This window comes from Mesorhizobium vachelliae, from assembly GCF_033977325.1.
GTDB classification, from domain to species: domain Bacteria; phylum Pseudomonadota; class Alphaproteobacteria; order Rhizobiales; family Rhizobiaceae; genus Mesorhizobium; species Mesorhizobium vachelliae.
Map to the genome: position 1 here is coordinate 589,523 of NZ_JAVIIR010000002.1, position 24,425 is coordinate 613,947.

The 24,425-nt window shown below is 64.1% G+C and carries 19 protein-coding genes and 1 riboswitch; of the genes, 11 read left to right on the top strand and 8 right to left on the bottom strand.

Annotation, left to right across the window (positions count from 1 at the left end):
• Window positions 1-117: 117 nt before the first annotated feature.
• The 4 genes from RFM41_RS06400 to RFM41_RS06415 form a co-directional block, all read right to left on the bottom strand.
• Window positions 118-3,270: an efflux RND transporter permease subunit gene (locus RFM41_RS06400; protein ID WP_320246282.1), complete on the bottom strand. Its 3,153-nt coding sequence runs from the start codon at window positions 3,268-3,270 to the stop codon at window positions 118-120.
• 310 nt (window positions 3,271-3,580) lie between these two features.
• Window positions 3,581-4,714: an efflux RND transporter periplasmic adaptor subunit gene (locus tag RFM41_RS06405; protein ID WP_430691506.1), complete on the bottom strand. Its 1,134-nt coding sequence runs from the start codon at window positions 4,712-4,714 to the stop codon at window positions 3,581-3,583.
• 84 nt (window positions 4,715-4,798) lie between these two features.
• Entirely contained in the window at window positions 4,799-5,404 is a 606-nt protein-coding gene (locus tag RFM41_RS06410; RefSeq protein WP_320246281.1) for a TetR/AcrR family transcriptional regulator, read from the bottom strand.
• A gap of 365 nt (window positions 5,405-5,769) precedes the next feature.
• A complete protein-coding gene (locus RFM41_RS06415; RefSeq protein WP_320246280.1) occupies window positions 5,770-7,410 on the bottom strand; it encodes an acyl-CoA synthetase in 1,641 nt (546 codons plus the stop codon).
• A gap of 204 nt (window positions 7,411-7,614) precedes the next feature.
• On the opposite strand from RFM41_RS06415, the gene RFM41_RS06420 reads away from it, so the two are divergent.
• The 4 genes from RFM41_RS06420 (at window position 7,615) to RFM41_RS06435 (ending at window position 12,740) form a co-directional block, all read left to right on the top strand.
• Window positions 7,615-8,580 (top strand): sugar-binding transcriptional regulator, encoded by a 966-nt coding sequence (locus tag RFM41_RS06420; RefSeq protein ID WP_320246279.1) that lies wholly within the window; start codon window positions 7,615-7,617, stop codon window positions 8,578-8,580.
• Window positions 8,581-8,658: 78 nt separating this feature from the next.
• The gene (locus tag RFM41_RS06425) at window positions 8,659-10,713 is read left to right on the top strand and encodes a bifunctional aldolase/short-chain dehydrogenase (protein WP_320246278.1); all 2,055 of its coding nucleotides are present in this window, start codon (window positions 8,659-8,661) and stop codon (window positions 10,711-10,713) included.
• Between the two features lie 324 nt (window positions 10,714-11,037).
• Complete coding sequence (locus tag RFM41_RS06430) at window positions 11,038-11,658, top strand: C39 family peptidase (protein ID WP_320246277.1); 621 nt, start codon at window positions 11,038-11,040, stop codon at window positions 11,656-11,658.
• A 17-nt stretch (window positions 11,659-11,675) separates the two neighbouring features.
• Window positions 11,676-12,740, top strand: coding sequence for a D-alanine--D-alanine ligase family protein (locus RFM41_RS06435; RefSeq protein WP_430691499.1), 1,065 nt, complete (start codon window positions 11,676-11,678; stop codon window positions 12,738-12,740).
• Between the two features lie 51 nt (window positions 12,741-12,791).
• Here the strand turns inward: RFM41_RS06435 and RFM41_RS06440 are convergent, their stop codons facing one another.
• Window positions 12,792-14,297 carry a winged helix-turn-helix domain-containing tetratricopeptide repeat protein gene (locus RFM41_RS06440; RefSeq protein ID WP_320246275.1) on the bottom strand — a complete coding sequence of 502 codons (1,506 nt, stop codon included), beginning with the start codon at window positions 14,295-14,297 and terminating at the stop codon, window positions 12,792-12,794.
• Window positions 14,298-14,532: 235 nt separating this feature from the next.
• On the opposite strand from RFM41_RS06440, the gene RFM41_RS06445 reads away from it, so the two are divergent.
• On the top strand, window positions 14,533-14,772 hold the full coding sequence (locus tag RFM41_RS06445) for a DUF1127 domain-containing protein (RefSeq protein WP_320246274.1): 240 nt from the start codon (window positions 14,533-14,535) through the stop codon (window positions 14,770-14,772).
• A 74-nt stretch (window positions 14,773-14,846) separates the two neighbouring features.
• Here RFM41_RS06445 and RFM41_RS06450 read toward each other — a convergent pair whose 3' ends face one another.
• From RFM41_RS06450 to RFM41_RS06460, 3 genes are all read right to left on the bottom strand, one after another.
• Window positions 14,847-15,899: a substrate-binding domain-containing protein gene (locus RFM41_RS06450; RefSeq protein ID WP_042638932.1), complete on the bottom strand. Its 1,053-nt coding sequence runs from the start codon at window positions 15,897-15,899 to the stop codon at window positions 14,847-14,849.
• Window positions 15,900-15,938: 39 nt separating this feature from the next.
• Window positions 15,939-16,934, bottom strand: a complete 996-nt coding sequence (locus RFM41_RS06455; RefSeq protein ID WP_320246932.1) for an ABC transporter permease — start codon at window positions 16,932-16,934, stop codon at window positions 15,939-15,941.
• 77 nt (window positions 16,935-17,011) lie between these two features.
• Window positions 17,012-18,523: a sugar ABC transporter ATP-binding protein gene (locus tag RFM41_RS06460; protein ID WP_320246273.1), complete on the bottom strand. Its 1,512-nt coding sequence runs from the start codon at window positions 18,521-18,523 to the stop codon at window positions 17,012-17,014.
• A 137-nt stretch (window positions 18,524-18,660) separates the two neighbouring features.
• Between RFM41_RS06460 and mtnK the strand changes: the two genes are divergently transcribed.
• The 6 genes from mtnK to RFM41_RS06490 all read left to right on the top strand — a co-directional run bounded on the left by mtnK (window position 18,661) and on the right by RFM41_RS06490 (window position 24,161).
• Window positions 18,661-19,929 (top strand): S-methyl-5-thioribose kinase, encoded by a 1,269-nt coding sequence (gene mtnK, locus RFM41_RS06465; protein WP_320246272.1) that lies wholly within the window; start codon window positions 18,661-18,663, stop codon window positions 19,927-19,929.
• Window positions 19,926-21,020 (top strand): S-methyl-5-thioribose-1-phosphate isomerase, encoded by a 1,095-nt coding sequence (gene mtnA, locus RFM41_RS06470; protein ID WP_320246271.1) that lies wholly within the window; start codon window positions 19,926-19,928, stop codon window positions 21,018-21,020. The genes mtnK and mtnA overlap by 4 nt, the downstream gene beginning before the upstream one ends.
• A 93-nt stretch (window positions 21,021-21,113) precedes the next feature.
• A riboswitch (FMN riboswitch) is annotated at window positions 21,114-21,258 on the top strand.
• 79 nt (window positions 21,259-21,337) lie between these two features.
• The gene (locus tag RFM41_RS06475) at window positions 21,338-21,805 is read left to right on the top strand and encodes a 6,7-dimethyl-8-ribityllumazine synthase (protein WP_320246270.1); all 468 of its coding nucleotides are present in this window, start codon (window positions 21,338-21,340) and stop codon (window positions 21,803-21,805) included.
• 158 nt (window positions 21,806-21,963) lie between these two features.
• Window positions 21,964-23,028 (top strand): class II fructose-bisphosphate aldolase, encoded by a 1,065-nt coding sequence (gene fba, locus RFM41_RS06480; protein WP_041005077.1) that lies wholly within the window; start codon window positions 21,964-21,966, stop codon window positions 23,026-23,028.
• Window positions 23,029-23,161: 133 nt separating this feature from the next.
• Window positions 23,162-23,320, top strand: a complete 159-nt coding sequence (locus tag RFM41_RS06485; protein WP_320246269.1) for a peptide ABC transporter permease — start codon at window positions 23,162-23,164, stop codon at window positions 23,318-23,320.
• 115 nt (window positions 23,321-23,435) lie between these two features.
• Complete coding sequence (locus tag RFM41_RS06490; protein ID WP_320246268.1) at window positions 23,436-24,161, top strand: MgtC/SapB family protein; 726 nt, start codon at window positions 23,436-23,438, stop codon at window positions 24,159-24,161.
• Window positions 24,162-24,425 lie beyond the last annotated feature (264 nt).

Consider the following 24,425-nt stretch of genomic DNA (forward strand, 5'->3'; position numbering starts at 1 on the left):
ATTCTGTTTTGCGGAAGTCCTGCCCCAGAGCAATTTTCGCCCGGCGGGCCCTTTTTGTGGATCATCCGCCACCGACTTTCGCCGATGGCGGATGATCCAGGGCTTCCACCTTTGTCGCTATTCAGCGGCCAGCGCGAGCTGCGGCCTTTCAATGCCTTCGATCTTCTCCGGCTCGGGCGCCTGCTCGTCGGTCTTGGCCTTCTTGGGCTCGCGGCCGAAGAACAGGGCGTAGCCGGCCGGCAGCACCAGGATAGTGAGCACGGTGGCGACCAGGATGCCGCCCATCATGGCGTAGGCCAGCGGACCCCAGAACACGGCGCGCGAGATCGGGATCAGCGCCAGCACGGCGGTGAGCGCCGTCAGCATGATCGGACGGAAGCGGCGCACGGCAGCACCGACGATCGCCTCCTTTCGCTCCATGCCGGCCGCGATATCCTGGTCTATCTGGTCGACCAGGATGATCGAGTTGCGCATGATGATGCCGAGCAGCGCGATGACGCCGAGGATGGCGACGAAGCCGAAGGGCGCGCCGCTGATCAGCAGCGCCGCGGCGGCGCCGATGATGCCCAGCGGACCGGTGGCCAGCACCAGCATCGACTTGCCGAAATGCTGCAGCTGGACCATCAGCAGCACGACGATGATGGCGAGCATGATCGGCGCCTTGGCGGCGATCGAGGCCTGGCTTTCGGCCGAGTCTTCAGCGCCACCCTGGATCTGGATCTGGTAGCCAGGCGCGAGCCCGGCACGCAGGTCCTTCATGTCGTTGTACATCTTGGTGACGACGTCGTTCGACTGCACGCCGTCGGGCAGCGTGGCGCGCACGCTGATCGTCGGCAGGCGGTCGCGCCGCCATTCGATGCCCTGCTCCATGACGGGCACGACCTTGGCCACCTGCGACAGCGGCACCGAGCCGCCGAAATCGGTCGGGATGTAGACCGAGTCGACCGAGGACAAGAGATGGCGGGTCGCCTCCGGCTCTCGGGCGACGATCGAGACCGTCTCCTCGCCGTCGCGAAAGTCGTCGAGCGGCGCGCCGGACATGGTGGCCTGCAGCATCTGGCGGATGCGCTGCGAGGTGACGCCAAGGGCGCGAGCACGATCCTGGTCGATCACCAGCTTCATCGCCGGCACCGGTTCCAGCCAGTCGTCATGGATGGCGCCGAGCAGCGGATTGGCCTGGAACCTCGCCTTCACTTCGTCGGCGATGCGGCGCACCTCCTGGCGATCCGGGCCCATGACGCGCATCTGCACCGGCCAGCCGGTCGGCGGACCCAGGAAGAGGCGGTCGACCTTGCCGCGGATCGACGGGAAATCCTGCGCCAGGATCTTGCGCATCTTGACGATCAGCCGCTCGCGCGCCGGCTCGTCCTTGGCCATCACCAGGAGCTGGGCGAAGTTCGGATTGCGGAGCTGCTGGTCGAGCGGCAGGAAGAAGCGCGGCGCGCCTTCGCCGATATAGGTGGCGATGAAGCGCTTGTCGGGATCGTCCGCCATCCTGCCTTCGAACGCCTTCGCCTGCTTCTCGACCTCCTTGATCGAGGTGCCTTCCGGCAGCCAGAGATCGACCAGGATTTCCGGACGCGAGGATTGCGGGAAGAAGTTCTGCGGGATGAACTGGAAGGCCCACAGGCTTGTGGCAAAGGTGATGAGCGTCATCACCAGAACGATGATGCGGTGGCGCACGGCCCAGGTGACCGTCGCGCGGAGCCGCCGGTAGAAGGCGGTGTCGAAGACATCATGGTGGGTGCCGGCATGCTTGCGCTGCTTGAGGATCATGTAGCCCAGCCACGGCGTGAAATAGACCGCCACGAACCAGGACACGACGAGCGCGATGCCGACGACATAGAACAGCGTGCGCACATATTCGCCGGCGGTGGAGGCCGCGAAGCCGACGGGGATGAAGCCCGCCGTGGTGATCAGCGTGCCGGTCAGCATCGGGAAGGCGGTCGAGGTGTAGGCGAAGCTCGCCGCCTCGATCTTGACCAGCCCCTCCTCCAGCTTTCGCTCCATCATCTCGACGACGATCATGGCATCGTCCACCAACAGGCCGAGCGCAATGATCAAGGCGCCGAGCGAGATGCGCTGCAGATCGATGCCGATCTCGTACATGATGGCGAAGGTGGCGGCCAACACCAGCGGGATGGCGATGGCGATCACCAGGCCAGAGCGCCAGCCGATCGACAGGAAGGAGACGACGAGCACGATGAGCAGCGCTTCGCCGAGCGCCTCCATGAACTCGTTGACGGCATCCTTGACGACCTGGGGCTGGTCGGAGATCTGGTCGACCGAAACACCGTAGGGCAGCCCCGCCTCGAAGCGCTGGTAGGTCGCCTCGACATCCTTGCCGACATCCCTGACGTTGAAGCCCTTGGCCATGACGACGCCGAGCTGGACGCTCTCATGGCCGTTGAAGAGGTATTTGTTGTCATAAGGGTCCCGGAGACCGGAGGTGACGGTGGCTATGTCGCCGAGGCGCGTCACCTGGTTGCCGGAGCGAAGCCTCAGCTCGCGGATGTCGGCGGCCCTGGTGACGTCGCCCTCGACCGAGATGCGCACCGAGCGCAGGCCGGTGTCAACGGAGCCTGCCGGATCGACGGCGTTCTGCCCTTTCACGGCGTTCTGCAGGTCGAGAATGGTCAGGCCACGCTCGGCCAACGCCTTGGACGAGACGTCGATATAGATCTTCTCCGGCTGGTCGCCGATGATGACGGCCTTCTCGACGCCCGGCGTCGTCAACAGCATGTCGCGCGCCTGGATGGCGAATTTCTTCAGCTCCGGATAGGTGAAGCCGTCGCCGCTGATCGAATGCAGCGTGATGAAAGTGTCGCCGAACTCGTCGTTGAAATAGGGACCGAGCAGGCCTTGCGGCAATTCATTGGAAATGTCGCCGACCTTCTTGCGCACCTGGTAGAAGGCGTCCTTCACCTCCTCGGCATTGGTGTCGCCCTTGACCTGAAGCGTGATGATGGCGCTGCCGGCGCGGGTGTAGGAGCGCACGAAATCGAGATGCGGCGTTTCCTGCAGCTTGCGCTCGATCTTGTTGACGACCTGGTCTTCCATGTCCTGGATCGAGGCGCCGGGCCAGATCGCCTGCACCACCATGACGCGGAAGGTGAAGTCGGGATCTTCCTTCTGGCCCATGCGCATCAGGCCGAGCGCGCCGGCCAGGATGATCAGCCCGAACAGGAAGCGCGCTATGCTCGGATGTCCGATCGCCCAGCGCGAGAGGTTGAAGGGACGCTTTTCAGTGCTGCTGTCGGTCGTGGTCATGGCACAAGTCCAGTCCAATTGGCCGGCAATGCACGCCTGGCATTGCCCGTGAATTCTCGGTCGGGTTTCCGGGCGGCGAGACCCTCAAGCGGAGAGAGACTCGCAAATCGCGCTGGACGCGGCACTGCTGCGGGGGAAGCCAACATGCCGGCATCTCACGATCGGGCGTCCGCCGCCCGGAACCCATGCCTCCCCCGGCTCGCGGCTCGACGCAGCGAGAGCGGGAAAGGCGTTCTTCCGCCTGACTTCAGGTCTTAGTTCGATGCATGTCGTTATCCCAAAACCGCTTCGCACTTTTGGGCGACAAGCATCAGTGCAGGCTACTCGTCGTCGCGACGTCACCCTCCGCCGAGGCGGATTGCTGGGCGTCGCTGGAAAGCTTGACCTTCAGGTTCTCGGTCATGAACTGGGTGCCGGCCGCGACCACGACATCGCCCTGCTTCAGGCCGTCAGCCACGGCAACGCCGTCGGCGGTGAAGTTGGCGACCTTGATCGGGCGCGGGTGCACCGTGTCGGAGGCGCGATCGACCGTCCAGACGATCTGCTTGCCATCCTTCTCGGTCATAGCCGTCAGCGGGATCGACACAAGTTGCGTCTTGCTGCCGACAGTCGCCTGGACGTTGGCGGTCATGCCGAGCAGCACGCGCGGATCGTTGGGCAGCGAGACGCGGACAGCGAAGGTGCGGGACTGTGGATCGGCGCTGCCGGCGACCTCGCGGACCTTGCCGTCAAGGGTAAGCCCGTCGTCCGACCAGAAGCTCGCCTTGACCTCCTTGCCGGGCTTGAAGCCGGCAATGTCCATCTCCGGCACGGCGATCGAGACTTCCTTCTCGCCGTCGACGGCGACAGTCAAGACCGGCGTGCCGGCGGCGACCACCTGGCCAACATCGGCGGAGATCGCGGTGACGATGCCGTTCTTGCTGGCTTTCAGATCGGCGTATTGGACCTGGTTCTGCGCCTGTGCCAGCGTCGAGCGCGCGGCATCGCGGGTCGCCACCGCCTGGTCATAGGTCAGGCGCGCCTGGTCGAGCTGCGACTTCGGCGCGAAATTCTTGGCGTAGAGCTGCTCGGCGCGCTTCCTGGCGAGGTCGACGGTCTCGACCTGGCGCTCGGCGGCGTCGAGGCTGGCCGCGGCGCTCTTCACCGACAATTCGTAGTCGGCAGGATCGATACGGGCGAGCACGTCGCCCTCATTCACATGCTGGCCGATATCGACCAGGCGCTCGGTGACCTTGCCGGCGATGCGGAAGCCGAGATTCATCTCGGTGCGGGCGCGCACCGAACCGGAATAGTCGAGCTGGCGGGTGGTCTGCGCCTCGCCGATCTCGACCACCTTCACCGGCCGGACGATCTCCTGGACGACCTCGGCCTTCTGCTGGCTGCAGCCGGCAAGGCCGAGCACTGCTGCGACGACGGCGACGGTTGGGAGGCCGGCTGCCGGCAGCCTGCGGAGGATGGAACTGGACAAAGACACCTTAGCACTCCCGAACTGGAGATGATCTGTCGAACCGCGCCCGGCGGGCAACGGCTATTTCAAGGCTCTGATGGCGTAGTCGATAAGTTCGTCGGGCATCGCCCGGTTGGTCTTGGCAAGGCACTGCGCCACCATCTGCGGGTGGCAGAGAATGACGGTCGCGGCGCCGAAGCAGCGCGAGGCGATTTCGGGATCCTGCTTCCTGAACTCGCCGGCCTCGATGCCCTCGCGGATCACCTCGGCATACAGGTCGTGGATTCTGTTCACATGCGCATCGATGACGCCCCAGTCGCGCTCCAGCGCGACGATGACCATCTCATGCACCTTCTCCTGGTCGAGCATGACCTCCAGCGTCATCTTGTACTGGGCATGGATGTAGCGGCGCAGCCGCTCCTCGGCGCTGACCGGCAGATGCATGATCTCGTAGGCCATCTTGTAGCTGGCGCCGAGCATGCGGCCGCAGACGGCCTGGTGGATTTCCACCTTGGAGGCAAAGAAACGGTAGATGTTGGCCGGCGACATGCCGAGCTCGCGGGCGATGTCGGCGACATTGGTCTTGCCGTAGCCGTAGTGGCGGAACAGGCGCTCGGCGCAGTCGAGAATGCGGGTCACATTCTCCTGTCTGGCTGGGTCTGCCACGATGTTGGCGGCTTCGGACATGGCGCTTTCGTTTGATGAGTGACGAATTTCAATTTTCGTCAGTCGTAAAACGAAAGGCGCAAGGAGTCAACGCGAAATCGACGTACGCGTATAATTTGGTGACAGATGGTGACAGTTGGGAGGGTCGGCGATCGCGACGAGATGCTAGTTTCTGGCGTAGCGATCCTTCGCGCCCCCCTCTGTCCTGCCGGACATCTCCCCCCAAGTGGGGGAGATTAGCGGCTTCGGCGCCGCCGCCGTTTCCTGCAACGTTGGAGGTTGGCGAAAGCCGGTGTGACGTCTGATCTCCCCCCTTGTGGGGGAGATGTCCGGCAGGACAGAGGGGGGCGCTGTCCCGCCGACCTCGAGTTTTTCACCTCGCCGACCTACGCCCCCTTCGCCATTTCCCTCAACCTGAACTTCTGGATCTTCCCCGTCGACGTCTTCGGGATTTCCGCGAACACCACCGCCTTCGGCACCTTGAAGCGTGCCAGCAGGCCTCGGCAATGTTCGATGATCTCGGCCTCAGTCGCGGTCTTGCCGGGCTTCAGCTCGACATAGGCGACCGGCACCTCGCCCCATTTGTCGTCGGCGCGAGCGACCACACCGCAAGAGGCAACCGAGGGATGCTTGTAGAGCGCGTCCTCGACCTCGATGGAGGAGATGTTCTCGCCGCCCGAGATGATGATGTCCTTGGAGCGGTCCTTGAGCTGGATGTAGCCGTCCGGGTGCATGACGCCGAGATCGCCGGAGTGGAACCAGCCGCTGGCGAAGGCCTCGTCGGTCGCCTTTCTGTTCTTCAGATAGCCCTTCATGACGATGTTGCCGCGGAACATGACCTCGCCGATGGTCTCGCCGTCGGCCGGCGTCTCGACCATCGTCTCCGGGTTCATCACCGTCAGCCCCTCGAGCGCGGCATAGCGCACGCCCTGGCGCGCTTTCTTCGCCGTCCTCGGTCCCTTTTCCAGTCCATCCCATTCATTGTGCCATTCGTTGACGACGGCCGGGCCGTAGGTCTCGGTCAGGCCGTAGAGATGGGTGACGGCGAAACCGGCGTCGGCCATGCCGGAAAGCACGGCCTCCGGCGGAGGTGCCGCGGCGGTGTTGAAGGTGACGGTCTGCGGGAACTGGCGCTTGTCCTCATCCTTCGCGTTGATCAGCACCGACATGACGATCGGCGCGCCGCAAAGATGGGTGACGCCATGGTCGGCGATCGCGTCATACATGGGCTTTGCCCGTACCCAGCGAAGGCAGACATGGGTGCCGGCCTGCACGGCGAGGGTCCAGGGAAAGCACCAGCCGTTGCAATGGAACATCGGCAGCGTCCACAGATAGACCGCATGCTTGGCCATACCGGCATGGATGGTGTTGGTGTAGGCCATAAGTGCCGCGCCGCGATGATGGTAGACGACGCCCTTCGGATTGCCCGTCGTGCCGGAAGTATAGTTGAGCGAGATAGCGTCCCACTCGTCGTCGGGCATAGACCAGGCAAAAGCCTCGTCGCCGCCGGCGACGAACTCTTCATAGTCGGCCGAGCCGATGCGCTCCCCCTTTGGATAGGGCGCGTCGGCGGCATAGTCCGGATCGTCATAGTCGATGACCAACGGCCTGGCCTTGGCCAGTGCCAGGGCCTCCCTGACGACGCCCGAGAATTCGCGGTCGACGATCAGCACCTTTGTGTCGGCATGGTCGAGCTGGAAGGCGATGACGGGGGCGTCGAGGCGGGTGTTCAGCGAATGCAGCACCGCCTTGGTCATCGGCACGCCGAAATGGGCTTCCAACATCGGCGGCGTGTTGGACAGCATCACCGTCACCGTGTCGCCCTTGCCGATGCCGCGCTTCGCCAGCGCCGAGCCAAGCTTCAGCGAGCGGCGCCAGAAGTCGCGGTAGGTAATGCGCTGGCTGCCATGGATGATGGCGACATGGTCGGGATAGGTCTTGGCCGCGCGCTCGAGATAGGTTAGCGGCGTCAGCGGCTGGTGGTTGGCGGCGTTCCTGTCGAGATCCTGTTCGTAGGGATTGGCCATCCCGTTCTCCCCAAAGTTCTTTTCGAACCTTCTAACCTTAGGCCAGCCCTCATGCTATCCCCCTTGCATGGCTGAAAATGCTATGCAGCGCCGGCCTGGTAGAATGGCGATCCGGATTGAGCCGCGCCACGAGCCGATCTCGGCTCTCGCATGCAAATTTGACTTTTGTCGAGAGCCGTGACTAATGTCAGCCGAGGAGGCGGCATGGCGATCAGACCGGCAGAACAGCTCATCCACAAGGCCGCCTGGCTTTACTATGCGCACGGCCTTCGCCAGGACGAAGTGGCGAGCCAGCTCAACATTTCACGCGCCTCGGTCGCCATGTATCTGCGCAAGGCGCGCGAGACCGGCATCGTCAACATCTCGACCTCTACGCAGCTCTTCACCGACGACATCATGGCGCGCCGGCTGGAAGACGCCTTCGGCCTGGACGCCGTCTGGATCGCCCCGGAGAATGCCTATCTCGCCGACCCCTCGACCGACATAGCGGTGCTGGCGGCAAGCGTCTTTCTCGAGCTGGTGAGGAAGGGCGATCGCATCGGCGTCGCCTGGGGCCGCACCGTCTACACCATCGCCGATATCATGTCCTTTGCCGACCTTCAGGACGTCACCGTGGTGCAGCTCTGCGGCAATCTCGGCGCGCCCTATTCCTATCGGCCCGACCAATGCACGATGGAGATCGCGCGGCGGCTCAACGCCAAGGGCCTGAACTTCTACGCGCCGCTGGTGCTGTCGACCGAAGAGCTGGCGAAAAACCTGCGCGCCGAGCCGGTGATCCGCGACCAGCTGGCCGGCATCGCCGATTGCGACCTCGCGCTCTATTCCGTCGGCGCGGTCGACGCCGACAGCCATCTGGTGAAATGCGGCGCGCTGTCGCCGGCCGAGATGGAAGCGCTGCGCGGCCAAGGCGCGGCCGGTGTCATCGCCGGGCAGATCATCGACGCCAGGGGCGAGGTGCTCGACTGCAGCTACAACCGGCGCGTCATCTCCGCCGAGCTCGCGTCGCTGCGCGCCATCGAGAAGCGGCTCATGGTGGTGCAGGAAGACACCAAGTTCGAGCCGCTGCTTTCGGCCATCGCCGGCGGGCTCTGCACGCATCTGGTGATCGGCGCGCATATGGCCGAACGCCTGCTCCAGCATGCCGGCACGGCAAGCAAAAAGGCTTCTTAGACCCCCTCGCCGCTTCTGTCATACAGGCGTCGCGGCTTTCTGTTCATGAGCAAAAAGACGAGTATCGGACGGATCGACATGAAGAACCTTTGGAATGACGCCGACGCGGAAAAAATGGTTGCCGACTATGCCAGGAAGGGCGTCGGCCGCGACCTTGCGCTGCGCGTCTACACGACCCGCCTGCTCGGCGGCGAGCCGCGCCTGGTGCTACATGGCGGCGGCAACACCTCCTGCAAGACCAAGGCCACCGATCTGGTCGGCGACGAATGGGACGTGCTCTGCGTCAAGGGCAGCGGCTGGGACATGGCCGTCATCGAGCCGCAAGGCCTGCCGGCGGTGAAGATGGGCGCGCTGCTCAAGGCGCGCGAACTAGACAAGCTTTCGGACGAGGACATGGTGGCGCTGCAGCGCTCCAACCTGATCGATCCCGCCTCCCCCAATCCATCGGTCGAGACGCTGCTGCATGCCTTCCTGCCGCACCGTTTCGTCGACCACACGCATTCGACGGCGATCCTCGCCATCGTCGACCAGGAGGACAGCAAGACACTGATCAAGACCGTGTTCGGCGACAGACTAGGTTACGTGCCCTACATCAAGCCGGGCTTCGATCTGGCCAAGGTCGCGGCGGATGTCTTCGACGCCGACCGAAAAGTCGAGGGCCTCATCCTCGACAAGCACGGTATCTTCACCTTCGGCGACGATGCCAAGCAAGCCTATGACCGCATGATCCACTACGTGACCGTGGCCGAGGATTATGTCGCCAGGCACGGCAAGCCGCAGGCGGCCAAGGCTGCGCTGCCGGCAAAGCTCGCCAAGCCGAACGACATCGCGCCGACGCTGCGCGGCGCTGTTGCCGTGGCGCGCGGCGAAGGCCGCTTCGACCGAATGATCAGCGACTTCCGCACCTCGGACGCGATCGTCGATTTCATCAATTCCGCGAAGATCGCCGACTATGCCGGCCGGGGCGTGTCGACGCCCGATCTGTCGATCCGCATCAAGACCGGACCGATGGCCATGCCGGCGCCCGATGCCGACAAGCTCGGCGACTACAAGGGCGTCGTGCGCAGCCATGTCGAGGCCTTCGCCAAGGACTACACCGCCTATTTCGAGACCAATGACGCGCTGGACGACGTCAAGCGCACCATGCTCGACCCGATGCCGCGCCTGACGCTGGTGCCGGGGCTCGGCATGTTCGGCCATGGCCGCACGCTGAAGGACGCCAAGATCGCCTCCGATGTCGGCGAGATGTGGATCGAGGCGGTGCGCGGCGCGGAAGCCGTCGGCAATTTCCATCCGCTCTCCAAGGCCGACCTCTTCCCGCTGGAATACTGGTCGCTGGAGCAGGCGAAGCTCGCCTCGAACAAGCCGAAGCCGCTGACCGGCCAGGTCGTGCTGATCACCGGCGGCGCCGGCGCGATCGGCGCCGCGACGGCAAAACTGTTCGCCGCCAACGGCGCGCATGCCGTCATTGTCGATCTCGACCCCGCCAAGGCAGCGGAAGCGGCGAAGGCCGCGGGCAACAACTCGATCGGCGTCGGCGCCGACATCACCAGCCCCGCGGAAATGCGTGCCGCCTTCGACAGGGCGGTCGCCGTCTATGGCGGCGTCGACATCCTGGTCTCGAATGCCGGTGCCGCCTGGGAAGGCCGCATCGGCGAGTTGGACGACGCCACTTTGCGCAAGAGTTTTGAGCTCAATTTCTTCGCCCACCAGTCGGCAGCGCAGAATGCGGTGCGCATCATGCTGGAACAGGGCACCGGCGGCGTGCTGCTCTTCAACACCTCGAAGCAGGCGATCAATCCGGGCCCGAAATTCGGCGCCTACGGCATTCCGAAAGCGGCGACGCTGTTCCTGTCGCGGCAATATGCGCTGGACTATGGCGCCTACGGCATCCGCTCCAACGCAGTGAACGCCGATCGCATCCGCTCGGGCCTGCTGACCGACGCCATGATCGCCAGCCGCTCGGGCGCGCGCGGCGTGTCGGAGAAGGAATACATGTCCGGCAATCTGCTCGGGCAGGAAGTGACGGCCGACGACGTCGCGCAAGCCTTCCTGCACCAGGCGCTCGCCGAACGCACCACGGCGGACGTGACGACGGTGGACGGCGGCAACATCGCGGCGGCGCTGCGCTGACGAACAGAGCCAGACCTTGGAGCGGTTCATCGTTCACTGAAACGACGAACCGCTCCATTTCATTATTCAGACGCGATTCCGGACGGAAATATCGTTTCGGACCTTGCCCTGAAAAACTGCTCCAACGGGTCAAAATCCCGCTTCATTCCCTCGCATATTGTCCTCGCAATCTAAGGGGGGTGCCTTGAGTCTAAAGCGCGTCGCGATCTTTCAGATTCGCTCCATGCGCTTTAGGTTTTTGATTTTACGCATGTCTTCATCCCGAAACCGGTTCCCACTTTCGGGAGACATGCTTTAAGTGCGAGGCGCAAGGCTGGAGCCGGCATGCAGTCCAAGGAGGTGCCCTATTTCAGCCAATGGGAATCCCCCGGCATGACTTTGCCGCTTATGGCAGAGGGGCCGTCGGCACTCTATCGTGATCCACTGTGGCGCAACTCCGGTGCCGAGACGGTCGAGGACTATGCGCGCTGGGCCGTCAATGTCTGCGGCATGGCGTGCCTGAAGATGATCCTTGCCGTGCGCGGCGAGATTCATCCGACGCTCGATCTTGCCCGCGCCTGCACGGCCTATGGCGGTTATGTCGTCAATGAGGCGGACGGCTCGATCAAAGGGCTCATCTACGAGCCCTTCGTCAAGTTTGTCCGCGAACGTTTCAGCCTGTCCGCCGAAACGATGACGAATATCGATGTGGGCAACCTGCCTGATCTTCTGTCGCGCCGGCGCTACTTCATCGCGTCGGTGCATCCCGGAATCCGCCGGCCCGACGAGGAACCGCCATCCAAGGGTGGGCATCTGGTGCTGGTGACGGCGGCCTCGCCAAGCGAGATCCGCTTCCACAACCCGTCTGGCCATGACCGGCAGAGTCGGGCGAACGTCACGCTGCCGCTCGCCAGTTTCGACCGCTTCTTCGCTCGGCGCGGCATAGCCGTCGATTTCCAGTACTGACCATTTTGGAGATGTCCATGGCCGCGACAAGGCTGCGTATCGGTGTGCTGTTTGGCGGCCGCTCGGCCGAGCACGAGGTGTCGTTGCTTTCGGCGACCAATGTCATGCGCGCGCTGGATCCGGCGAAATACGATGCCGTTCCAATCTTCGTCACGCGTGAAGGGCAATGGCTGCAGAGCCGCTTCGAGGACGGCACGCTGGCGACGCCTTCAGGCGGCACGGAGATCTGCCTTTTGCCGGGCGGGCATGGACGGATGCTAGCCGTGCCGGCCGACAGGCCGCCGCGTGAGCTCCCGGCCCTCGATATCCTGTTTCCAGTGCTGCACGGCCTTCATGGCGAGGACGGCGCGGTGCAGGGCCTGGCCGAGGTGGCGCGCGTGCCGCTTGCCGGCTGCGGCATACTGGGCTCCGCAACGGCTCTCGACAAGGACATCGCCAAGCGGCTGCTGAAAGCGGCGGGCGTGCCCGTCGCGCGCTCGGTGACGATCGATGAGGCTGCGCCGCCGTCGCTTGCCGACCTCGAAGACCGGCTCGGCCTGCCGCTGTTCATCAAGCCGGCTCGCCAAGGCTCGTCGGTCGGCGTGGCAAAGGTCAATGGCAGCCAGGAATTCGATCGCGCGCTGTCGGAAGCGTTCCAGCACGACAGCAAGCTGCTGGCGGAGGAATTCGTTCGCGGCCGCGAGATCGAATACAGCGTGCTGGAGAGCCCCGAAGGCGAACTCTTCGTCTCGCGTCCAGGCGAGATCGTGCCCGCGGAAAGCCACGGTTTCTACAACTACAACGCCAAATATATCGACGAGAACGGCGCGGCCCTGATCGTGCCGGCCGACCTGCCGCGCGAAGTCGAGGATGCCATGCGCGAGGTGGCCGCAAAGGCGTTCCGGGCGCTCGGTTGCGACGGCATGGCCCGCGTAGACTTCTTCCTGATGCCGGACATGACATTCCTGATCAACGAGCTCAACACCATTCCCGGCTTCACCAACATCAGCATGTACGCCAAGGCCATGGCGGCCAGCGGCGTCAGCTATCCGGAAGTCATCGATCGTCTGGTGTCGCACGGGCTGGCGCGCGCCGGCCGGTGAAAAGATCTGAGGATTGAAACCTCATAGCGACCAGATGGCCGCGTCGCGCCATTACTCTGGAAGGCCTGCCTTCCTGAACCCGTCAACGAAATGCTCAAGCATCGCGTCGTCACGGAACGGCTCCGTCTCGACCCAGCGCTGCGTGGAGAAATGCGGATTGCCGACGAGGAACAGCGCGACCTCGGTGCGCGCCTCGCCGAGGCGGCCGAGCTGAGCAAGGGCTGCCGCCAGGAAGCGGCGTGAGCTGGTGCGATAGGTCTCGTCGCGGCGCAGCGTCTCGACCGCCGCCTCGTAATCGCGGGCCGCATACTGCGCCTGGCCGAGCGTGAGATAGTACCAGCTCGGCGGAAACGGATTGAGCCGGAACGCCTTGCGGATGTGCTCCAGACCCTCGTCTATCCGCCCACCCAGCACGTCGATATCGGACAAGGTCGCCCAGATATCGGCCTCGTTCGGGTCGAGCTCGATCGCCTTGGCGAATTCCGTCTCGGACCGCTCGAAATCGCGCTCATAGGCAAGAAGGTTCGCCAGAACCCAGCGGCAACCGGCGTCATTGGGATCGATCGCCACGGCCTTGCGCGCCAGCTCCAGGGCCGTGCTCCGGGCAGGCTCGAAGGCCTCGCCCCAATGCACCCAGCTCATCCAGTGGTTCATCGCAAGCCAGCGATAGGCCTCGGCGTAATCCGGATCGAGCGAGATCGCGCGCGTCAGCATCAGATGCGCTTCGCGCGCCATCTGCGGCGACTCATCGAACATCTTTCTCGCCCGCACGACGAGATCATAGGCTTCGAGGTTCTTCGGCCGGTTGCGCTCCGGCAGCGCGCGCAGCCGCCCGAGCAGCGCTTCGACGATCTTGGCCGTCGCCTCGTCCTGAACGGCGAAAATATCCTCCAAGCTCCGATCGAAACGCTCCGCCCAGAGATGCTCGCCGCTCAGCGCATCGATCAGCTGCGCGTTGATGCGCACGCGCCCGGCAGCGCGCCTAGCGCTGCCCTCCAGCAGATAGCGCACGCCGAGTTCGCCAGCGATGGCGCGCACGTCCATCGCCTTGCCCTTATAGGCAAACACCGAGTTGCGCGCGATGACGAACAGGCCGGGGATCCGGGAGAGATCGGTGATCAGGTCTTCGGTCAGGCCGTCGGCGAAGGAGTCCTGCTCGGGATCGTTGCTCAGATTGACGAAGGGCAGAACGGCGATCGACGGCTTGTCGGGCAGCGGCAGGGGTTTCAGCCTGGTGTCGGGCTGTTCGACGGTACCGGTGAAGCGATAGCCGACGCGAGGCACCGTGGCTATCCACTCGCCACCGCCGGTCGCCGGGCCAAGCAGCTTCCTGAGCTGCGCGATCTGCACGGTGAGGTTGCCTTCCTCGACGGCCGTGCCCGGCCAAGCCGCGTCCATCAGCTCGGCCTTGCCGAGGATTTCGCCGGGACGCGCGACGAGGGCTTCCAGCAGCTTCAGCCCGCGATGACCGGCGGCAACGGGAACATCGCCCCGAAGCAGCGTTCCCGCGCCAGGATCAAGCACGAACGGTCCAAAGGCAAAGCGCGATCCCTGCATCGGCGATCTATAGAGCAATTCCAGGAAAAGTGTGAGCGGTTTTCCGTCTGGAATTGCGTAAAAACAAAGGGATAGAGCGGTTTGCCGTTTCCGTGAAACGGTGAAACGCTCTAACCGATTTGGAAGTTTTGAGAACTATTTGGGAGGGCTTAATTACGCCGCTCGCCGGCTGTGGCACAGTGCAACCTCAATCAGACCACGGGGTTTTCAAACCCTCCACTGTATGGAGGTTGCCATGAACGATATCCTTGCGCCTTGCGCAGCTTTGGCGACGTGCCCAGCCGAGGTCAAGGGCCGCCGGCGCTACAGCCTCTCAGCTTTTCGCAGCCTCATCGCCGAGCGCCGCAAGCAGGCCTATTTCCGCTTCGAGCTCAAGCGCATGGCGACGGACAATCCGCACCTGATCGACGACATCGGTCTGACAATGAAAGAGGTCGAGGCGGAAATCGCCAAACTGCCCTTCTGGCAGCGATGAGGCCGCGACGGTCCCTGGAAAAGACAAAGAGCGGCCCATTGGACCGCTCTCTTCATTTGTGATGAGCCTGACCCTTACTTGGCGTTCGGGTTCGGCATCCAGGCCGGCATCGCGACATCGGCATGGGCGAACTGCGGCAGCTTGGCCGACAGGTCTTCCATGTTCTTGATGTCCTTGTCGATCAGCTCCTTCTGGGTGATCAGCGTCGGCGGCACGATGACGTTGTGGCCGGGATCCTCGCCCGCGAGGAGTTGCGCCAGCGCGCGCACCGAGACCTGGCCGACGACGGCCGGGTTGGTGGCGGCGGTCGCCGCCCAGGCGCTGTCGGGCTCGCGCATGGCGGCGATATCCGAGGTCGAGATGTCGGCCGAATAGATCTTGATGCCCTTGTTCAGGCCGGCCTCGTCGACGGCGATCTTCACGCCCTTGGCGAACTCGTCATAGGGCGCAAACATCACCTTGATGTCGGGATGCGCCTGCAGCACGGAACGCGCCTGGTTGGCGACCGAGTTGGCGATCGGGTTGTCGAGCGTGCCGAATTGCGCGACCTCGCTGATGCCCGAATATTTCTTCTTCACGTCAACCCAGGTTTCGTTGCGGCGATCGAGCGGAGCAATGCCGGCGACATAGACATAGCCGGCCTTCCAGCTCTCGCCATTGTCCTTCACCGCCTGCTCGAGCGCCAGCTTGGCGAGGTCCTTGTCGGACTGCTCGATCTGCGGGATCTTCGGGTTCTCGACATTGACGTCGAAGGCCACGACCTTGATGCCTGCGTCGACCGCGCGCTGGGCGGCGTCCTTCATCGATTCCGTCAGGCCGTGCTGGATGATGATGCCCTGCACGCCGAGCGCGATCGCCTGGTCGACCATGTCGGCCTGGAGGGCTGCATCCTGGCGGCTGTCCAGCACGCGCAGGTCGACGCCGAGCGCCTTGGCCTGCGCCTCGACGCCGGAGAGATAGGCCTGGAAGAAGTCACCGGTCGAGAGATAACGGACCAGCGCGATCTTGACGCCCGGCTTGTCGAACGGCGCCGGCCTATCCGCCGCCAATGCGGTCCCCTGCATCAGCAGCGCCGCGCCGGCGAGGCCGAGCGCCGCCTTCCCCAAAAGTCTTCTCGTGATGCTCACTTCGTTTTCCTCCGTTTTGTCTCAATGCCCCGGTCGAAACTATCTCTTGCCCCTGCCGGAAAGGGCGAAGGTGAAGACAAGGGCGACGACGAGCACCGCACCCTTGACGAAATCCTGCGTGTAGTAGGGAGCGTTCATCATCGTCAGGCCTTGCAGCAGGACGCCGACGAACACCGCGCCGACGGCGGTGCCGAAGGCGTTGGGCTTGGCGGCGCCGAGCACCGCGTAGCCGATGAGCGCCGCGGCAACAGCGTCGAGCAACAGATTATTACCCGAGGCGATATCGCCGCGTCCAAGCCGGGCGGCGAGCAAAATCCCGCCGATCGAGGCAAAAACTCCCGAAATCACATAGGCCCAGATTTTGTATGCCTTGACAGGCGCGCCGGCGAGCTCGGCTGCCCTCTCGTTGCTGCCCACGGCGTACATCATGCGGCCGAAGCGGGTGTATTCGAGGAAGAACCAGATCAGCACCGCGAGCACGACCAGCACCACCACCGAGACCGGGATCAGGTTCGGGATGAAGAAGTCGATGCGGTGGCGGCCGAGCGCCAGGAAGGCTTCCGAGAACTTGCCGTTGGCGACCGAGCCGTCGGGCATTGTCATGCCGGTGGCGATCGAGCGCCCTTCCGTCGGGATGCGCTGCAGGCCGAGCAGCAGGAACATCATGCCGAGCGTGGCAAGCAGGTCAGGCACGCGCATATAGACGATCAGCCAGCCATTGATCAGGCCGACGATGACGCCGATGACCAGGCAGGCGATGACGGCGACGATCGCATTCTGCTCCAGCACCACCATGGCGTAGGATGCCGCCATCATGGCGCTGGTCGCGACCGAGCCGATCGAGAGGTCGAAGCCGCCGACGACCAGCGTGGCGGTGACGCCGAGCGCGAGCACGCCGGTGATGGCCACCGACTGGAAGATGAAGACAGCGCTCTGCGGCGAGGCAAAACCATCGGCAGCGATCGCGAAATAGGCGATCAGCCCGACCAGCAGGAGGATGAAGCCGTAGCGGATGGCGTAGTCGCGCAATGTCATCGAACCCTTCCGCGCCGTTGCCCTCTCCGCCAAACTGGAACTCATGCCTGCACTCCAAATCTCGTCATCCGGTGATCTCATGCCGCGCTGTGAAACGGTCCGCCGGCCACTTCCGCCAGCAGCCGTTCGAGGTCGATGTCGACGTTGCGATGCTCGCCGACGATCGTGTGCTCCGACATCACCAGGATACGGTCGGCGGTTTCCAATGCCTCGTCGATCTCGGTGACGAAGATGAGCGTCGCGCGGCCGTCGGCGCTGGCCCGCAGCTTGGCGGCGATGTCGCGCCGCGCCGAAATGTCGACGCCCTGGAACGGCTCGTCGAGGATGAAGAGCCGCGAGGACTGCGACATCCAGCGCGCCACCATGACCTTCTGCTGGTTGCCGCCGGAGAGCGCCGACAGCTCGTCCTTCTCGGAGCGGCAGACGATGCCGAGCTCGTCGATCTGGCGGCGGGCGGCGACGCGCTCGGCGCGCTTCTTCATGACGCCGAGACCCGACATGCGCCTGAGGAACGGCAGGCTGATGTTGCGCTCGATGTTGAAGCCGCCGACGATACCGCTCGCGGCGCGGTCCTTGGCGACCAGGAAGACGCCGGCGGCGATCGCCTCGCGCGCCGAGCCCGGCGCATAGGACTTACCGTCCATATGCATGCTGCCGGCGAGCGGCCGGCGCACGCCGAACAGCGTCTCCGCCAAGGCCGTCTTGCCGACGCCGACAAGGCCGGTGATCGCCACCACCTCGCCGGCGCCGAGCGTCATCGAGATCGGCCTCGACCCTTGCGCCAGTTGCAGCCCTTCAGCCGTGAAGACCGCGCGGGCGGAGCTTCTCGCCACCACCCGGTCGAGATGGATCTTGCGGCCGAGCATGGCGTTGACAGCGCCCTCATAGTCGAGCGGCTTCTTGTCGAAGACGCCGGAGACGATGCCGTCACGCATCGAGACAATACGATCGGCGAGCCGCCTTATGTCGGACATGCGATGCGAGATATAGAGGATGGCGACGCCTTGCCCGCGCAGCCGGTCGATCAGCGAAAACAGCCGGTCGGCTTCGGCGCTGGACAGCGAAGACGTCGGCTCGTCGAGGATCAGCACCTTCGGCTGATGCGCCATGGCCCGCGCAATGGCCACCATCTGCCGATCCGCCAACGACAAGTCGCTGACACGCGCCTTCAGATCGATGGTGAGCCCCATGCGGTCGGCGACGGCTCTCGCCTCGGCCCGGACATCGGCAGGCTTGAAAAGCAACGACGCGCCTTTGCCGCTCAGCCGGTCGAGCGTCAGATTGGTGGCGACATCGAGGTCGGCGACCACGCCGTCATTGATGTTCTGATGAACGGTGACTACGCCGGCGCGAATGGCTTCGGCGGGGGTCTGCGGGTCGAAGGCCTTGCCGGCGAGCCGCATCGTGCCAGCACCGCGTTCGTAGACGCCGCTGACGATCTTGACCAGGGTGGATTTGCCGGCGCCGTTGGCGCCCATCAGCACGGTGACCTCGCCCGCAAAGAGGTCAAGCGAGATGCCGCCAAGCACCTCGTTCTGGCCGAAGGATTTCCTCAGGCCCTCCACATGGAACACGGCATCTGCGCCCATCCGTTCCTCCCGGATCGTGACGCTATGGGCTCATTCGGCAATTGTCAACACGATTGACATTTGCCAGACCGCTTCCTAGCTTGGCCTCGCCGCCGTGGCTCCGCTATCGTCGGAAACCACGCGCAGGAGGGGAGAGCATGACCGGGAAGTTCGAAGCATTGTCGGTGGAAACGCTGCCGAAGCGCCTTGGCGAGACTACGGCGCTGACCGAGCGCATCGGCAAGGACGCCAGCCGCTGGAAGGTGCGCGAAGTCGGCGACGGCAATCTCAACCTCGTTTTCATCGTCGAGGGCGACCAGGGTGCCGCGGTGGTCAAGCAGGCGCTGCCCTATGTGCGGCTGGTCGGCGACAGCTGGCCGCTGCCGCTGAAGCGCTCCTTCTTCGAATATCATGCGCTGACAAGGCAGGAAGCGCGTGCTCCGGGCTCGGTGCCGGCGATCTACCATTTCGACGAGACGCAGGCGCTGATCGTCATGGAATATCTGGCGCCGCCGCACATCATTCTCAGGCGCGCGCTGATCGACGGCCGCGAATTGCCGAACATCGCGCGCGACATCGGCCTGTTCATGGCCCGCACGCTGTTCCGCGGCTCGGATCTGTCGATGGTGGCGAAAGAGCGCAAGTCCGATCTGACGCTGTTCGCCGACAATGTCGAGCTATGCGACATCACCGAGAACCTGGTGTTTTCCGATCCCTATTTCGACGCCAAGATGAACCGGCATACCTCGCCGCAGCTCGACGGCCTGGTGGCCGAGCTGCGCGCCGACCGCGACCTCAAGGTCGAAGCGCAGCGCCTGAAGCATCTCTTCGCCGCCAATGCCGAGACGCTGCTGCATGGCGACCTGCATTCGGGCTCGATCATGGTGACCGACAGCGAAACGCGGATGATCGATCCGGAGTTCGCCTTCTACGGTCCGATCGCCTTCGACGTCGGCATGCTGCTCGCCAACTTCTGGATGGCCTTCTTCTCGCAGCGCGGCCATGAGGAGAAAGGCAGCCGCGCACCGATGCGCGCCTATCTGCTTGGTGTCACTGCCGAGACCTGGGCAGTGTTCCGCGCTGAATTCTCGCATCTGTGGCGCACCGAACGTACCGGCATACTCTACCAGAAGAGCCTGTTCGAAGATCAGGGCGACCTGCTCGGCTCCGAGCAGGCGCTCGACCACATGCTGCATTCCATCTGGACCGACCTGCTCGGCTTTGCCGGCATCGAGGTGCACCGGCGCATCCTGGGCCTCGCCCACAATGCCGATTTCGAGACCATTGCCGATCAAGACCTGCGCGCCACATGTGAGGCCAAGGCTTTGCGCTTCGGCCGCCACATCGCCGTCAACCGGCGCCAGATCCACAGCATCGACGAGGTCAACAATCTGGCCGCGCTGATCGAACAGGAGAAGAGCCTTTGAACGTCGGCGAACGCCATTACCGCACCATCTGGCTCAGCGACGACGAGCATTCGGTCGAGATCATCGACCAGCGCTGGCTGCCGCATGCGTTCCGCATCGAAAAGATCGGAACCGTCGCCGGCATCGCCACCGCCATCCGCGACATGTGGGTGCGCGGCGCGCCGCTGATCGGCGTCACCGCCGCATACGGCGTCGCCATCCAGATGCAGGACGATCCGTCGGACGAAGCGCTCGACACGGTCTGGGAGACGTTGCACAAGACGCGACCGACGGCGATCAACCTGCGCTGGGCGCTGGACGAGATGCGGCGATTTCTCAAGCCGCTCGCGCCTGCAGAGCGTGCCGAAGCGGCCTACAGACGGGCCGCCGAGATCGCCGACGAGGATGTCGGGCTGAACCGCGCCATCGGCGAGAACGGGCTTGCGATCATCAAGAAAATCGCGGCGAAGAAGAAGCCCGGCGAGACCGTCAACATCCTCACCCATTGCAATGCCGGCTGGCTGGCGACGGTCGACTACGGCACCGCCACCGCGCCGATCTATCTGGCGACCGAGGCCGGCATTCCGGTGCATGTCTATGTCGACGAAACGAGACCGCGCAACCAGGGCGCCCAGCTGACCGCCTGGGAGATGGCCGGGCACGGCGTGCCGCACACGCTGATCGTCGACAATGCCGGCGGCCATCTGATGCAGCATGGCGACATCGACATGGTGATCGTCGGCACCGACCGCACCACCGCCAACGGCGACGTCTGCAACAAGATCGGCACCTATCTGAAGGCGCTGGCCGCCGCCGACAACGACGTGCCCTTCTATGTCGCGCTCCCCTCGCCCACCATCGACTGGACGGTTGCCGACGGACTGAAGGAAATCCCGATCGAAGAGCGCTCGGGCGACGAGGTTTCGCTGGTGTGGGGCAAGACGTCGGACGGCAAGGTCGCGCAGGTGCGCGTCTCGCCGGATGCCACGCCGGCGGCCAACCCGGCCTTCGACGTGACGCCGGCGCGGCTGGTGACGGGCCTGATCACCGAGCGCGGCGTGGCGAAGGCCTCGCGCGAAGGGCTGAAGGCGATGTTCCCGGAGCGTGGGTGACTGGCTGATCTCCCCCCCTTCTGGGTCCCTTGAGGGGGAGATCGGCTGATCGCCAATTGACAGCGCCACGCTGCTCTCCCATAAAACCCCCGTTAATGTTCTCAGGGCGGGGTGAAAGTCCCCACCGGCGGTAAGGGTTTCGGCCCAAGCCCGCGAGCGCCTCCCGGCAACGGGAGGGTCAGCAGATCCGGTGCGATTCCGGGGCCGACGGTTACAGTCCGGATGGAAGAGAACGTACGCAGAAGACGGTCCGCTCGCGCGGGCCACGTTTTTGCGTCGTGCGTCCTGATTCTGGTTCGAAACGGAAGGAAGGACCCATGAATCAGCATTTCCCCAAAGACCATACTGTCCGTCGTGTCGCCGTCATCCGGGCCCGTTGGCACGCCGATATCGTCGATCAATGCGTGACGTCGTTCGAGGCGGAGCTTGCCGCGCTCGGCGGCTTTGCAGTCGATATCTTCGACGTGCCGGGAGCCTATGAGATCCCATTGCACGCCAAGACGCTCGCCGAGAGCGGCCGTTACGCGGCGATCCTCGGCACCGCCTTCGTCGTCAATGGCGGCATCTATCGCCACGACTTCGTGGCGAGCGCGGTCATCGACGGCATGATGAATGTGCAGCTCGTGACTGGCGTGCCGGTACTGTCGGCGGTGCTGACGCCGCACAACTACCATGAGAGCGCCGAGCACCACCGCTTCTTCCACGAGCATTTCACCGTGAAGGGCAAGGAAGCGGCGCGAGCCTGCGTCGAGATCCTCGCTGCGCGCGCAAAGATCGCGGCTTAAACCCGACAAGGCCTGATTTCAGCCCTGCAACAAGAATTGCGGCCGAAAAGGCTTCAAAAGGTTGCGGCAGGGTCGGATTCCGGCCAGAAGCAACGGGGCCGCCCGACGCCGGGCGGCCTTCAATCACGGGCTCGAAACCAGATACGGGAGACTATTCGTTGGCTCGCATCACACTGAGACAATTGCTCGACCATGCCGCAGAACACGGCTATGGCGTGCCTGCCTTCAACATGAACAATATGGAACAGGGGCTCGCCATCATGGAGGCGGCCGAGGAGACCAAGTCGCCGGTCATCCTGCAGGCCAGCCGCGGCGCCCGCGCCTATGCCAATGACGTGGTGCTGGCCAAGCTGATCGACGCGCTGGTCGAGATCCATCCCGACATCCCGGTCTGCATGCATCTCGACCACGGCAACAACGAAGCGACCTGCGTCACGGCGATCCAGTACGGCTTCACCTCCGTGATGATGGACGGCTCGCTGAAGGAAGACGGCAAGTCGCCGGCCGATTATGCCTATAACTCGGGCATCACGCGGCGCGTCGTCGACATGGCGCATTGGGGCGGCGTGTCGGTGGAAGGCGAGATCGGCGTGCTGGGCTCGCTGGAGAGCGGCGGCGGTGAGCAGGAGGACGGCCACGGCGTCGAGGGCGCGATCAGCCACGACCAGCTGCTGACCGATCCTGTACAGGCCGAGCAGTTCGTGCGCGACACCCATGTCGATGCACTGGCTGTCGCCATGGGCACCAGCCACGGCGCCTATAAGTTCTCGCGCAAGCCGGACGGCGCGGTGCTGGCGATGAATGTGATCGAGGAGATCCACCGCCGCCTGCCGAACATGCATCTGGTCATGCATGGCTCGTCCTCGGTGCCGGAAGAGCTGCAGGAGATCATCAACAAATATGGCGGCCAGATGAAGCCGACCTGGGGCGTGCCGGTGGAAGAGATCCAGCGCGGCATCAAGCATGGCGTGCGCAAGATCAACATCGACACCGACAACCGCATGGCGCTGACCGGCGCGATCCGCAAGGTGCTGACTGAGAACCCCTCGGAATTCGATCCGCGCAAATATCTGACGCCGGCCATGGCGGCGATGAAGAAGCTCTGCAAGGAGCGCTTCGAGCAGTTCGGCACCGCCGGCAACGCGCCGAAGATCAAGCCGATCCCGCTGGCCGACATGGCCAAGCGCTACAAGTCCGGCAGCCTCGATCCGAAATTCGGCTGATCCGATTCGTTCCCCGCGACCGGTTCGATCCCGGTCGCGGGCCTTCGCCCGCCGAAATGAGGCGGAACTTCAAGCCGACAAATCGGTTCCTGCTCAGAGCTTCCCGAGCCCACCCAAAGGGAAGGAGCAGGTCATGAGCAAGGATCGCGACGACGAAGGGCCGGTCTTCTCCGGCCAGAACGCACGGCAGGGCGAAATCATCCTGCGCACGCGCGCGCAGCGCATCATCTTCATCGCAGGGTTGGTCGGCATCGTGGTGCTGGCGCTGGTGGTGAGCATCGCCGCCCATTGAAGGTTATCGACTGCGGGAAACCCGGCTATCGGCCCAGGAACCATCACTGGCTCTGCCAGTTGAATGTCGCAGACGAAATTGAGGCGCGGCGACCTTTCAGCGCCCTGTCGAGACCATGTTCGAAACGCTTTGCTGCGACATGCAACTTCATCCGACCTGGCCGGACCTTGTCGGGCGGCTGCTGCTCACGCTGCTGGCAGGCTTTCTCATCGGCCTGAATCGCGAGGCGCGCGGCCATTCCGCCGGACTGCGGACAACCATACTGGTCGGCTTGGCGGCCTGTGTCGCCATGGTCCAGGCCAACATGCTGCTCGATGTTTCCGGCAAAGCGCCAGATTCCTTCGTTCGCATGGACGTCATGCGCTTCGCGCTGGGCGTGCTCACCGGTGTCGGCTTCATTGGCGGCGGCGCCATCCTGCGGCGCGGCGATCTGGTCACCGGAGTCACCACCGCGGCCACGATGTGGATCATGACCATGATCGGGCTGGCCTTCGGCGGCGGCCAGTACGGCCTCGGCATGATTGCGACGGTACTGACGATGGTGACGCTGCAGGCGTTGAAATGGGTCGACCTCAAGATCCCACGCGACCACACGGCGATCCTGTCGGTCACAGGTCCGAAAGCTTCGCCGCCCGATCTCCAGGACATGGTGCGCCCGCTCGGCTACATCGCGCGCTTCGTCGGCATGGAACACGACGCCGACCGCAACTGCTTCGTGTTCTCCTTCATGGTTCAATGGAAGCAGCCGGACGCGAACGCGCCCTCAACCGACGTGCTGGCGCTGGTCGGCGAGCATTGCGACGTCGAGCGATTCGAGGTGATCGGCGAAAAACCCACCTGAGGGTGTTCGCGGTTTCCGCCAGCGACGAAGGACGCTCGCCGGAGGCAAGGGACAGACGGCAGGATGCGCCCAAGCGGTTGCCCTTGAGCGCCGGAGGACAAGTCCGCGCCCTTCCATACCTGCCTCTTCGCTTTATCGAGCACGCCCCGCGTACCGTGAACGTCGTTCATTTTTTTCTTGAACGGCGTTCATGATGTGTTATAGTGCGCCTATGAACGACGTTCAAGAGATGTATCCGACCTGAAACAAGGCCGCGCCGGGCCA

Excerpts from the sequence above, each read along its gene's own strand:
- RFM41_RS06400 (WP_320246282.1), bottom strand. The coding sequence starts at position 3,270 with ATGACCACGACCGACAGCAGCACTGAAAAGCGTCCCTTCAACCTCTCG.
- RFM41_RS06410 (WP_320246281.1), bottom strand. The coding sequence starts at position 5,404 with ATGTCCGAAGCCGCCAACATCGTGGCAGACCCAGCCAGACAGGAGAAT.
- RFM41_RS06415 (WP_320246280.1), bottom strand. The coding sequence starts at position 7,410 with ATGGCCAATCCCTACGAACAGGATCTCGACAGGAACGCCGCCAACCAC.
- RFM41_RS06420 (WP_320246279.1), top strand. The coding sequence starts at position 7,615 with ATGGCGATCAGACCGGCAGAACAGCTCATCCACAAGGCCGCCTGGCTT.
- RFM41_RS06425 (WP_320246278.1), top strand. The coding sequence starts at position 8,659 with ATGAAGAACCTTTGGAATGACGCCGACGCGGAAAAAATGGTTGCCGAC.
- RFM41_RS06430 (WP_320246277.1), top strand. The coding sequence starts at position 11,038 with ATGCAGTCCAAGGAGGTGCCCTATTTCAGCCAATGGGAATCCCCCGGC.
- RFM41_RS06435 (WP_430691499.1), top strand. The coding sequence starts at position 11,676 with ATGGCCGCGACAAGGCTGCGTATCGGTGTGCTGTTTGGCGGCCGCTCG.
- RFM41_RS06440 (WP_320246275.1), bottom strand. The coding sequence starts at position 14,297 with ATGCAGGGATCGCGCTTTGCCTTTGGACCGTTCGTGCTTGATCCTGGC.
- RFM41_RS06445 (WP_320246274.1), top strand. The coding sequence starts at position 14,533 with ATGAACGATATCCTTGCGCCTTGCGCAGCTTTGGCGACGTGCCCAGCC.
- RFM41_RS06455 (WP_320246932.1), bottom strand. The coding sequence starts at position 16,934 with ATGACATTGCGCGACTACGCCATCCGCTACGGCTTCATCCTCCTGCTG.
- RFM41_RS06460 (WP_320246273.1), bottom strand. The coding sequence starts at position 18,523 with ATGGGCGCAGATGCCGTGTTCCATGTGGAGGGCCTGAGGAAATCCTTC.
- mtnK (WP_320246272.1), top strand. The coding sequence starts at position 18,661 with ATGACCGGGAAGTTCGAAGCATTGTCGGTGGAAACGCTGCCGAAGCGC.
- RFM41_RS06475 (WP_320246270.1), top strand. The coding sequence starts at position 21,338 with ATGAATCAGCATTTCCCCAAAGACCATACTGTCCGTCGTGTCGCCGTC.
- RFM41_RS06485 (WP_320246269.1), top strand. The coding sequence starts at position 23,162 with ATGAGCAAGGATCGCGACGACGAAGGGCCGGTCTTCTCCGGCCAGAAC.
- RFM41_RS06490 (WP_320246268.1), top strand. The coding sequence starts at position 23,436 with ATGTTCGAAACGCTTTGCTGCGACATGCAACTTCATCCGACCTGGCCG.